The sequence below is a fragment of the Gordonia sp. NB41Y genome (assembly GCF_030718915.1).
Taxonomy (GTDB): Bacteria; Actinomycetota; Actinomycetes; order Mycobacteriales; family Mycobacteriaceae; genus Gordonia; species Gordonia desulfuricans.
Genome location: NZ_CP132196.1, coordinates 237,110 through 250,495 on the forward strand (window position 1 = coordinate 237,110; position 13,386 = coordinate 250,495).

General features: G+C 71.6%; 1 protein-coding gene. It reads left to right on the forward strand.

The genetic code is table 11. From position 1 onward, the window contains the following. Positions 1-9 precede the first annotated feature (9 nt). Positions 10-13,386 (forward strand): non-ribosomal peptide synthetase, encoded by a 13,377-nt coding sequence (locus Q9K23_RS01010; RefSeq protein WP_305950347.1) that lies wholly within the window; start codon positions 10-12, stop codon positions 13,384-13,386.

The window sequence follows — 13,386 nt, forward strand, 5'->3', positions numbered from 1 at the left end:
AGAGTGTTCGTGACCTCGATCCCCCGCCTGTCCTCGTCGACCGACGCCACCGACCATCCCTACCCGGTCCTGGCCGGACAGCGCGACATCTATCTCGCCATGCAGATGGCGGCCGATCCGTCGCTCTACAACACCGGTCTCTACATCGAGATGTCGGCGTCGATCGACCTCGACCTGCTGCGTTCCACGATGCTGCGGGTCATCGACCGGGCCGAGGCACTGCGCGCCGTCTTCGCCGAGGTCGACGGTGAGATCACCCAGCGGCTGTTGCCGATCACCGATTTCGAGATCCCGGTGGTCGACCTGCGCGGCAGCGACGCACACGAGTGGATGCGCCGGGACATGGCCGAGCCGATGGACATCCACACCGGACCACTCAGCGAGTTCCGGCTGTTGCTGGTCGGTGACGACTCCGCCGAACCGGCGACCGCGGTGTTCACCTACTACAAGGTGCACCACCTGGTCTGTGACGGCATGGGTCTGATCTCGTTCACCGACACCGTGCGCACCGCCTATGACGCCGCCGCCGACGACGAGACCGACACCCCGCGGTATCGGGGCAGCTGGGCCCTGTCCGACGTGGTGGCCGCCGAGTCCGCCTACCGCAGTGGTCCGGAGTTCGAGGTCGACCGCCGGTACTGGACCGAGCTGATGGGTGACCGCCCCGAACCGGTTCGGTTGCTCGACGACGATCTCGCACCGGGGTTCGGCGTCACCCAGGCCCGCTTCGACATCGATGCCGACCGGCTGGCCGTGCTACGGTCCCTCGCCTCCGACAAGGGGGTGCGCCCGGCGGTCATGCTGATCGCCGCCGTCGCGGCGTTCGCCCACGCCCGCACCGGTCGTGAGGACCTCGTGTTCGCGCTCCCGGTGACCGGCCGGCTCGATCGGCAGACCCGGACCGCACCGTCGATGGTCACCAGCGTGCTGCCGCTGCGTGTCGCCGCGTCCGGCCGCGACCGTCTCGGCGACCTCGCACTGCACGTCGACCGCGCACTGTACGGGCTTCTGCCCCGAAGCCGTTTCCGCGCCGAGGATCTCGGACGTGCACTGGCCGCCTCCGCCCCCGCGGACGCCGGCCGGTACCGGATGTTCGGGCTCGGCGTGAATGTCATGGCGCACACCACGCAGCACACGATCGGCGGACACGAGACGGCGGCGCATGCGCTCGCCTCGGGCCCGGTCTCCGATGTCGAGATACAGATCCAGCTGCGCCGCAAGGGACTTCCCGCCGAGGTCATCGTGCGCGCGGTACCCGAGGCCGCTGCGGGGGCCCGCCGGATCACCGAGGAGTTCGACGCCTTCCTCACCCGGCTGTCCACCGCGCCGACCTCGCGGCTCGCCGGTCTGGGCGACCCCGTCGTCGTGCAGGACGAGCCGATGCCCGCACCCGCGCTCACCCCGTCGCTGCATCGGCTGCGGGTGGCCGGCACCGAGCCGGACACCCTGGCGCCCAGGGCTGTTCGTGTCGCCGCACCTGCCGGCACCCCGATGGAGACGGTCGCGGAGATCGTCGGTGCGGTCGCCGCCCGCCACGACGTGCTGCGGACCTCGCTGCTGCGCCCCGTCCCCATCCTGTGGACGCTGTCCACCGCCCCCGCCGACGCCGCGTCGATCCCGGTCACCGGGCCCGCCGACGCCCCCGGCACGGGTGAGCCCGCCGACATCGCGGCACCGGAGCTCCCGCGGGCCGTCTACGACCCGGCATCGGGACAGCTGACCCTGTGGGTCGGTGCCGCACTCACCGACCCGGTGACCGTGGGGATCCTGCGCTCGGATCTGGTGGCCGCCTTCGACGATCTCGCCCGGGGTCGCGAGGTGGACGTCGATCCCGTGCCGGTCTCGCTCGGCCGGGTCGGCGTGGATCTGACCGGCCGGGCCGCCGATCCGTCGTCGCTGAACCGGTGGCTCGAGGTCCTCGCACCCGGTGCCGGGCTCCCCCGGCCCGAGGGGGCGGCCGCCCTGTCGGCAGACCAGGAGGTCCCGGCCGCACCGGTGACCCGCCGCCGGCCGATCGACGCACCGACGGCCCCCGATTCCGGAGCGGTCGCCCTCGCCGTCGCCGAGGCGATCGCCGGTGTGCTGGACGGACGCGTGGGTACCCATCTGCTCGTCGACGTGGTGACCGATCTGCGGCCCGCCGGCGCCGCCCGCACCGGCGGCCCGCTGCTGGGTCTGACCCCCACCCGGATCGACCTGCGCACCGGGACCGCCGACGCCGTACCGGGACCGCCCTTCGACGTCCTGGCCCACCTGTCCCCGCAGGTGGCCGCCGCACTCGGGGCCGCCCGCACCGCCGGCGAGATCGCCGATGCCGACGTGCTCGTCGGCGACTTCGGTCTGCCCACCGCCCATCCGGTGACCGTCGCCGTCGTCCCGGCCGACCCCACGGCCCCGGCCACCGACACCCCGGGCACCGACACCCCGGACGACCCGGCCGCGTCGTGGACGGTCGAGGTGCACGTCGACGCCGAACGGGTCGAGGCGGCAGGCGAACTCGCCGAGGCCATCACCGCCGCGGTGACCGCACTGGCCGACGATCGGCTGGTGACCCTGGGCGCCGGGACGCTCGACGCCCTGGCCGCGGCCCACGGCGAGATCGAGCACGTCTGGCCGCTCACGCCGTTGCAGGAGGGTCTGTACTACCAGGCCCGGATGGATGCCGACGCCGACATCTACACCGCCCAGTTCTGGCTGGACTTCGGCCATCGCATCGATGTCGCCGAGCTGCGACGCGCCGCCCGGTCGCTGCTCGACGCCAACCCGGAGCTGCGAGCGGCATTCGTCGAGGTCGACGGCAGGCCCCTGCAGGTGATCGCCGCCGAGGTGCAGCCCGACGTCGTGGACGTGGACCTGTCCGCGTCGGCACCGGAAGAGGCTGCCGCGCAGCTCGAGGCCCTGCTCGCCGACGACCGCCGGACCGGATTCGCACTCGAGCGGGCACCGCTGTGGCGGATGCGACTGGTGCACCTGCCCGGCGGGCAGGACCGACTGGTGGTCAATCGCCGATTCCTGTTGTGGGACGGCTGGTCCGGTGGCCTGTTCGTGTCGCGGTTGCTGGCCCACCTCAACGGGACGCCGGTGCCCGCGCGCGAGGCCTCGATGCGGGACTACCTGGCATGGCTGGCGCGGGGCGTCGACGACGCCGATGCCCTGGCCGCCTGGATCTCCCATCTCGACGGCTACGACGAGCCCGCCCTGATCGCCCCGCGGGCCGCGGCCACCACACCGCGTGCCCCGCACCGCACCGACGTCGATCTCGGCGTCGAGTTCTCCGACCGCCTGCGCGCAGACGCCCGCGCCGCCGGAGTGACCCTCAACACCGTCCTGACCGCCGCGCTCAACCTCACGCTGTCGCGTCAGCTGGGACGCACCGACGTGGCCTTCGGCTCGACGGTGGCCGGCCGGCCCACCGAGGTCCCCGGGATCGACACCGTGATCGGGTTGTTCCTCAACACCGTGCCGGTGCGCACCGTGCTGCGTCCGGACGAGACGGTCCTGGATCTGTTGCGCCGCATGCAGTCCGATCGGGTCGAGATGATGGCCTACGACCATCTCGGGCTCGGCCGGCTCCAGCAGGAGACCGGTCACCCGGTGCTGTTCGACGTGCTCTACGTGCTCCAGAACTTCCGGACCGAGGAGGAGGAGCGCACCCAGTCGGCACTGCACGACGTGATCGGCGAGGGCAGCCTCGACCACACCCACTACCCGATCGCGCTCGTGGTGACGCCGTCGCACGACATCCGGTTCCGCGTCGAATATCGCGAGGACCTCGTCGACGCGGCCGCCGCCACGGCCTTCCTCGCGCGGTTCCGCCTCGCCCTCGAGGCGATCGGCGCGCATCTGCACACCCCGGTCGCCGCACTGGATCTGAGCCTGCCCGGCGACACCGGCCTGGTGGGCCCCGTGCACGATCTGCCAGACGAGACCGTCTCGACCCTGCTCGGACACCGGGCCGCCCTGATCCCCGACGCCGACGCCCTGGTGTCGGGTGATCAGCGGATGACCTATGCCGAGCTCGAATCCGAGGTCGATCGGGTGGCGCATGTGCTGTCCGATCACGGTGTGGGCCCCGAAACCGTGGTGGCGCTGGCGATTCCGCGCAGCACCGAGACCGTGGTGGCGCTGTTCGCGATCCTGCGGGCCGGCGCGGCCTATCTGCCGCTCGAACTCGACCACCCCGATGACCGTCTCCTGACCATCATCGACGACGCACGTCCCCGGATCATCCTGTCGCACAGCCGGACCGGTGCCCGTTTCGCCGATGCCGGAGTCCCGATCCTGGCCATCGACGATCTGCCCGCACCGCGTGCGGCCGAGTGGACGCCACCGCACGTCGACCCGGACTGGACCGCATATGTGATCTACACCTCCGGTTCAACCGGCAAGCCCAAGGGTGTGGTGACGCCGTACCGCGGTCTGACCAACATGCAGCTCAACCACCGCGAGAAGGTGTTCGAGCCGGCGATCGAGGTCGCCCGGGCGGCCGGGATCACCGGCCGGCTGCGGATCGCCCACACCGTGTCCTTCGCCTTCGACATGTCGTGGGAGGAGTTGCTGTGGCTGGTCGAGGGCCACGAGGTGCACGTCTGTGACGAGGATCTGCGCCGTGACTCGGCGGCCCTCGTCGACTACTGCGCCGAACACCGGATCGACGTGGTGAACGTGACCCCGACGTATGCGGCCCAGCTGTTCGCCGACGGACTGCTCGACGAACGTTCCGGCTCCGGCTCCGGAACCGGCGACGGCCACGTCCCGCCGCTGGTCCTGCTCGGCGGCGAGGCCGTCGGCGACCCGGTGTGGACGCGACTGCGGGAGAACCCGAAGACCTTCGGCTACAACCTGTACGGCCCCACCGAGTACACCATCAACACGTTGGGCATCGGCACCGACGAGTCGCCGACCTCGTCGGTGGGCACCCCGATCTGGAACACCCACGCCCACCTCCTCGACCCCTGGCTGCGGCCGGTGCCGTCGGGTGTGGCCGGTGAGCTCTACATCAGCGGCGCCGGTCTCGCCCGCGGCTACCTCGGCCGCCCGGACCTGACCGCCGAACGCTTCGTCGCCGACCCGTTCGCGGCGGGCGGGCGCCTCTACCGCACCGGCGATCTGATGCGGATCCGACCCGACGGCAATCTCGATTTCCTCGGCCGCACCGACGACCAGGTCAAGGTGCGCGGCTACCGCGTCGAGCTCGGCGAGATCGACGCCGCGCTCACCGCGCTGGACGACATCGCCTCGGCCGCGGTCGTGGCGGCCGCCGATCCGGGCGACCCGTCCATCAAACGCCTTGTGGCCTATGTGATCCCGGCCGAACGGGAGGCCGGGGTGGACTTCGCCGACATCCGCCGGCGCCTGGCCGGCGGTCTGCCGGACTACATGGTGCCGACGCTGTTCGCGGCGGTCGCGGAGTTCCCGATGACCGTCAACGGCAAACTCGACGTGAAGGCCCTGCCCGAGCCTCGCCCGGCCACCACCCACCGCGCCCCGCGGACCGACGTCGAACGGCGTCTGGCCGACGTGTTCGCCGAGGTCCTCGGGCTTCCCGAGGTGGGTGTCGACGACGACTTCTTCGAGCTCGGCGGGCACTCGATGTCGGCGATGAAGCTGGTGTCGTCGGTGCGGACCGAGCTCGGTGCGCAGCTGGCCATCCGCGATCTGTTCGAGGCCCGCACCGTCGCCGAGATCGCGGCGCGTGTGCAGGTCACCGGCTCGACCACCGACATCGTGGTGGGCGATCGCCCGCAGGACATCCCGCTCTCCCCCGCCCAGGAACGGCTCTGGGTGCTGCACCGGCTCGACCCGACCGACACCTCCTATCACTACGGGCATGTGGTGCGGCTGTACGGGGCGATCGATCCCGACGCCCTCCGGGCGGCACTCGCCGACGTCCTCGCCCGGCACGAGAGCCTGCGGACGGTCTTCGCCGAATCGGCGGCCGGTGAGGTGTCGCAGCGGATTCTCGACGTGGCCGAGGTGCCCGACATCGTCGAGGTCACGACCGTGACCGCCGACGACGCGCACGCCCTCGACGTCGCGCTCGGTGAGCGGGCGCGCGAGGTCCTGACCCGGCCGTTCGACCTCACCGCGGCTCCACCCATCCGGGTGCGCCTCGACCTGGTCGAGGCGGGGCCACTGGCCGGTGGAGCGACCGGCGGCCGGGACACCGACGCCGATCGTCGCACCGCGGGGCTGCTGACCATCGCGCTGCACCACATCGCCACCGACGAGTGGTCGGACCGGCCGTTGCTGACCGATCTCTCGATCGCCTATGCCGCACGCCTGGCCGGCACCGCGCCGGAGTTCGCACCCCTGCCCGTGCAGTACGCCGATTACGCGCTGTGGCAACGTGACCGCGTCTCCGAACGCGGTCCGGCGCAGCTCGCCTACTGGGAGCAGGCCCTGGCCGGCCTGCCCGATGAACTCCCCCTCCCGCGCGATCGTGCCCGCCGCGCGGGTGCGCCGGGTCCGGCCGCCACCGAGACGGTGACCATCGGTGCGCCGACCCGCGCCCGGCTGGCCGCCATCGCCTCCGCGCACGGCGCCAGCATGTTCATGGTCGCCCAGGCCCTGGTGGCCACCCTGCTCCATCGGGCCGGCGCCGGCGACGACATCCCCCTCGGCAGCCCGATCTCCGGGCGTAGCGATCCCGCGCTCGAGGATCTGATCGGTTTCTTCGTCGACACCCAGGTGCTGCGTGTCGACGTGGGTGGCCGACCCGGTTTCGGCGAGCTGGTCGAGCGTGTCCGCGCCGTCGACCTCGCCGCCTTCGACAACCAGGACATCCCGTTCCAGCAGGTGGTGGAGCGTCTCGCACCGGCACGTGTCTCCGGGCGCAATCCCCTGTTCCAGGTGAGCGTGTCGTATCTGCCCTTCGGTGGTGCCCCCGACAGTTTCCTCGGTGTGCCCGCCGGATTCGCCCCGCTGTCGTCGGTCGCCGCCAAGTTCGATCTGGCGTTCACCTTTGTCGACATCACCGGTGCGGACACCCCGGAGGGTGGTGAACTGACCGTCGGCCTGGAATATGCGACGGCGCAGTTCGACCAGGACACCGCACGCACCCTCCTCGACCATCTGGTCCGGGTGATCGATCAGGTGGTCGCCGATCCGGCGATCGGTGTCGAGCGCATCGCACTGCTCGACGCAGCCGATCTCGACGCCCTGCGCCTGGCCGAGAGCGGTGCCCCGGCAACGGAGTTCGCCGACGGCGGGTCCACCCTGGTCGACCTGCTGACGGCGACCGCCGCGGCCCACCCCGACACGGTGGCACTGACCGACACCGCCGGCCGCTCGGTCACCTATGCCGAGTGCGCACGGACCGCACAGGACGTGGCGGCCCGGCTGACCGCGCTCGGCGTGGGCCCCGAATCGGTGGTGGCGGTGCTGATGTCGCGCCACATCGGGCAGCTGGTGGCGATGCAGGGCGCACTGTATGCCGGTGCGGCCTATCTGCCGATCGACGCCGATCTCCCCGTGGCCCGCATCGGCGACATCCTCGCCGGCGCCCGCCCCGCGGTGGTGATCGTCGACGAGACCACGGCCGATCTGGAGCGGATCGGGGTGTCGGAGAACACCTTCGCCACCCTCACCCTGGATCACCTCGGCGCCCCGGTCACCGGCACCGGCACCGGCACCGGTGACCGCGACACCGATACGGGTACAGCGCATCGGCCGGTGGCCGTGCGCCCGGAGAACCCGGCGTATGTGATCTTCACGTCCGGATCCACCGGGCGGCCCAAGGGTGTGGTGGTCGATCACCGCAGTGTGGTCAACGTGCTCCGGTGGCGTCTGTCGTCGATCCCCGGTGGCCTCGGCGCCGGTGATCGGGTGCTCGCGAAGACCCCGGTGGGCTTCGACGGTGCCGTCTGGGAGTTGTTGCTGCCGTTCATGTCCGGGGCCACCACGGTGGTCGCCGATCCGGGCGCCCAGCGCGACCCGCGGCGTCTGGCCCAGATCATCGCCGAGAACGCGGTCACCACCACGGTGTTCGTGCCCTCGCTGCTCGACCTGTTCGTCGAGTACCTGCCCGGCGTGCCCACCCTGCGGCACATCATCGCCGGCGGCGAGGCCCTCACCACGGACCTGGCGGCACGTGTGGCCCAGGCCGCACCCCAGGTCGCGCTGATCAACGCCTACGGTCCCACCGAGACCACCGTCGTGGTCACCGATCAGGTCGCCGACGTCGCATCGACGCCCACCCCGACCATCCCGATCGGAACGCCGATCACCGGCACCGATCTGCTGGTCCTCGACGCCGCGCTGCACCGCGTGCCCGAGGGGGCGCTCGGCGAGCTGTACGTGCGCGGCCTGCCGGTCGCCCGCGGTTACCTGCGGCGTCCCGATCTCACCGCGGCCTCGTTCGTCGCCGATGTGACCGGCGAGGTCCCCGGTGCCCGCCTCTACCGGACCGGTGACCTCGTCCGTCGCCGTGACGGTGTCCTCGAGTACGTCGGGCGCGCCGACAGTCAGGTCAAGGTCCGCGGCAACCGCGTCGAACTCGGCGAGATCGAGGCCCGGATGCGCGGGGTCGACGGCGTGGGTTCGGGAGCCGTCGACACCGACGGTGACCGCGTGGTCGCGTGGGTGGTCGCCGAGGATTCGGCGATCCCTGCGGCAGAACTGATCTCGACGATCACCGCCGCGCTGTCGGCGCAGCTTCCGTCGTATATGGTGCCGTCGCCGATCATGGTGGTCGACGCGCTGCCGCTCAACCACACCGGCAAGATCGACCGGGCGGCGCTGCCGGCCCCGGACGTGACCGCCACCGGTGGCACCGCACCGCGCACCGACCTCGAGTCCGATCTCGCCGAGATCTTCGCCGAGGTCCTCGGCACCCCGGTCACCGACGTCTTCGCCGACTTCTTCGCGCTCGGCGGGCACTCGCTGCTCGCGATCAAGGTGATCAACCTGGTGCGCGGCACCCTCGGCTTCGACGTCGAACTGCGCACCCTGTTCGACGCCCCGACCGTCGCCGCACTCGCCGCACATCTGGGTTCGGGGGCGGCCGATGCGGCCGAGCCGATGCCCGAACTCGTGCGCCACACCGGCGTGCCGGTGCTGTCCTACGGGCAGGAACGGATGCTGACCCTGCACACGCTGTCGGGTCCGACGACCACCTACAACGTGCCGCTGATGTGGCGTCCGGGCGGCCCGGCCGGCGCGGACGAGATCATCGACATCGACGTCCTGCGGGCCGCGGTGCGCGATCTCGTCGGCCGTCACGAGGTGCTCCGCACCCGCTACCCCGACCAGCGGCCGGAGGTCCTCGCCGACCCCGAGATCGTCGTCGAGCACGTCGACGATCCCGCCGAACTCACCCGCTCGAGCGCACATGCCTTCGATCTGGCCACCGAGGTCCCGATCCGGGTCGCCACCACCGACCACGTCGCCGTGGTGACGATCCACCACATCGCCACCGACGAGTGGTCGGCACCTCCGCTGCGCGCCGACCTGTCTACCGCCTACCGGGCACGGCAACGCGGTGCGGCACCCGAGTGGGATGCGCTGCCGCTGCAGTACGGCGACTTCGCCGCCTGGCAGCGTGCGGTGATCGACGGCGGCCGTGGCGATCGTCAGCTCGACTTCTGGCGCACCGCGCTCGCCGGGCTGCCCGACGAGCTGGCACTGCCCTACGACCACACGCGTCCGCCGCGGCCCACCGGCCGGGGTGACGGGGTGTTCCTGTTCCTCGAACCGGATCTGGCCGACGCCTTGCGCACGCTCGCATCGGCCACGGGCACATCGATGTTCATGGTGATCCGCACCGCGGTGGCCGTGCTGTTGTCCCGTCTCGGCGGCGGCACCGACATCCCGGTCGGCACCCCGGTCACGGTGCGCTCGGACACCCGCCTCGACGACCTCGTCGGGTTCTTCCTGAACACCCTGGTGCTGCGTACCGACCTGTCCGGCGATCCCACCCCGCGCGAGCTGCTCGCACGGGTGCGGTCGGTGGACCTCGACGCCTACGACAACCGGGACGTGCCGTTCGAACGGGTCGTGGAAGCCGTTGCACCGCAGCGATCCACGGCGATGAACTCGCTGTTCCAGACGATGGTGGTCTACGTCGACGGCATCCTGCCCGACGCCGATTCGCCGGCCGCGCTGCCGGCGCCGGTCACCGCCAAGTTCGATCTGTCGTTCGACTTCACCGAGGACACCTCCCGCGGCGATGTGCGGATCGGCGGCGTGATCGAGTACAGCACCGACCTGTTCGAGCGCGCCACCGTCGAGGCGATGGCCCGCCGGCTGACGTCGGTCCTCGAGTTCATGGCGGGCCGGGCCGACACCCCGCTGCGTGAGCTCGACATCCGGATCCCGGCCGAACACCGGGACCTGTCGCGGCCGGCCCCGACACCGACGACCTTTGCCGACCTGTTCGACGCCGTCGTCGCCCGCGATCGCGGGGCCGCGGCACTGCGCGGACCGGACGGACGACGCTCCTTCGGTGAACTCGACGAGCGTGTGCGGGTCATCGCCGGACGTCTGGCCCTGGCCGGTGTCGGCCCTGAGGACGTGGTGGTGGTCCGGCTGCCGCGCGGGGTCGCCGCACTCGAGGCGATCTTCGGTGTGCTCTATGCCGGTGCGGCATATCTGCCGATCGAGCCCGACACCCCGGACGAGCGCGTGCAGGCGATGACGGCGGTGGCCCGCCCCCGGTACACGATCGATCGCCTGGACGACGAAATGCTCGCCCCGGCAACCGAATCGGAGTCGGCCCTGCCGGTGCGCCGCGTCGCACCGCTACGGCCGGAGCACCCCGCCTATGTGATCTTCACCTCCGGCTCGACCGGTGTCCCGAAGGGTGTGGTGATCCCGAACCGCGCGCTGGCCAACCTGTTCGCCAGCCACCGGCGGATGCTGCACGAACCGGCCCGGCTGCGCACCGGCCGCGACCGGCTGCGGGTCGGTCACGCCTGGTCGCTGGCCTTCGATGCGTCATGGCAGCCGCAGCTGTGGCTGCTCGACGGTCACGAGGTGAGCATCGTCGACGCCGACACCCAGCGCGACGCCGAGGCACTCGCCGCGACCCTGACCGGTGAGGGCTGGGACTTCCTGGAACTCACCCCGTCGCACCTCGCCGCACTCGGCGGTGTCGAATCGTCCATGGCGGCATTCGGATTCGGCGGCGAGGCGGTGTCGCAGGCGCAGTGGGGCCGGTGGCGTGAGCTCGCCGATTCCGACGGCTACAACCTGTACGGACCCACCGAGGGCACCGTCGACGCACTCGTGGCGAGGGTCTCCGACACCGAACGGCCGGTGATCGGGCGCCCGGTGGACGGTATGCGCGCCTACGTGCTCGACGAGTACCTGACCCCCGTCGCCGACGGGGTGGACGGCGAGCTGTACCTGGCCGGGGCCGGATTGGCCCGCGGATATCTCGGTCGCGGGGATCTCACCGGCGAACGGTTCGTCGCCGACCCGTTCGCCGCCGACGGCTCCCGGATGTATCGCACCGGCGATGCGGTGCGCTGGAGTCCGACCGGACACATCGAGTACCGCGGCCGCGGCGACGACCAGGTCAAGATCCGCGGACATCGCGTGGAACTCGGCGACGTCGAGACCGCACTCGGTGCGGTCGACGGGGTGGCCTCGGCGATCGCCGTGGAACGCTCGGGTCGCCTGATCGGCTACGTCGTCGGCGACGACGGCCGGGTGGATCTCGATCCGGCCGGCCTGCGGGCCGCGGTACGTGCGGTGCTGCCCGACTACATGGTTCCCGCGGCGATCGTCGTCTGCGACCGGTTCCCCACCCTGCCGAACGGCAAGATCGACCGCCGTGCGCTGCCGCTTCCGTCGATCGCCCACTCGGGGCGCCGGCCGCAGACCCCGGCAGAGCATCAGATCTGCCGTGCCTTCGGCGATGTGCTCGACATCGACGTCGAGGAGATCGGTGTCGACGATGCGTTCGCCGAGCTCGGTGGTGACAGCATCGTGGCGATGCAACTGGTCGCCCGGCTGCGGGCGGACGGCTTCGTGGTCGGTCCGCGCGACGTGATGACCCACGCCACCCCGGCCGAGCTCGCCGCCCACATCTCGACCGCCGACGGCCCGATCGAACCGCTCGTCGAGGTGACCTCGGGCGCGGTGCCCGCGACCCCCATCGTCCGGTGGCTGCAGGAGGTGGCCGGCTCGGATGCCGACGTCATCCGCGGATTCCACCAGTCGGCGCTGCTGACGGTGCCGGCCGGGATCGATGTCACCGCGATGGAGCAGGCCGTGGCCGCGCTCGTCGAGCGCCATCCGATGCTGCGGGCCCGTCTGGTCGCCGACGAGATGCCGTGGCGATTCGACATCGCCGCGACCGCGCCGGTCATACCGGTGCTGCGCGAGACCGACCCCGATGTCGAGGCGGTGGCCCGGCGCACCCGGGATCGCCTCGACCCGGCCGGCGGCGTGATGGTCGCGGTGACCTGGATCGATCACGGTGATGCTGCGGGCCGGCTGCTGGTCGCCGTGCACCACCTCGTCGTCGACGGTGTGTCGTGGCGAGTCCTGGTGCCCGAACTCGTCGCCGCCTACACCCAGTGCAGTACCGGCGGGCCGGTGTCGCTCGGCCCGGTGCCGCCCGGCTTCGGTGCGTGGGCCCGCGAGCTGGTCACCCTCGACCGCAGCGCCGAACTCGACCGGTGGCGGGAGGTCGCCGGTTCGGTTGCCGGGCAGCCCTTCCGGCGGCAGGTCGATCCCGCGGTCGACCGCGACGCACATGCCGTCCAGTATCGGGTCGCCATCGAATCGGACGCCGCCCGTGCGCTTCTCGGTCCGGTGCCCGCCCGGAGCGGCGTGGCCGTCGACGACCTGCTGCTCGGTGCGCTCGGTGCCGCATTGCCCGCGCCGACGCTGGTCGACCTCGAGGGCCACGGCCGCGAGGAACAGGCGGTGCCGGGTGCCGATCTGACCGGCAGCGTCGGCTGGTTCACCGCGGTCCACCCGGTGGTGGTCGGCGGTACCGGATCGACCACCGAGCAGGCGCGCTCGCTCACCCGCCAACGCGCGTCGATGCCCGACGGCGGACTCGGATACGGTCTGCTGCGCTACCTCGCGGGCGAGGAACTGCCCGGCGCGGCCATCGAGTTCAACTATCTGGGCCGCTACCGCTCCTTCGACTTCGAGGGCTGGGGTATGGCACCGGAGTCGGCCGAGGTGGGCCCGGGCGAGCAGATGCCCGCGGCCTACGGCCTGATCGTCAACGTCACCACCGTCGACGGTCCCGATGGTCCGCGCCTGCTGGCGACATGGGTGTATCAGCCCGGCGTCGTCGACGCCGATGCCGTCGCGGCCCTCGCCGACCGGTGGGCCACCGAACTCACCGAACTCGCCGCCACGGCGAGCGACACCGCTTCGAACCCGGACGCCGGGTCGGAGCCCGATGCCGCAGGAGGAATCTGA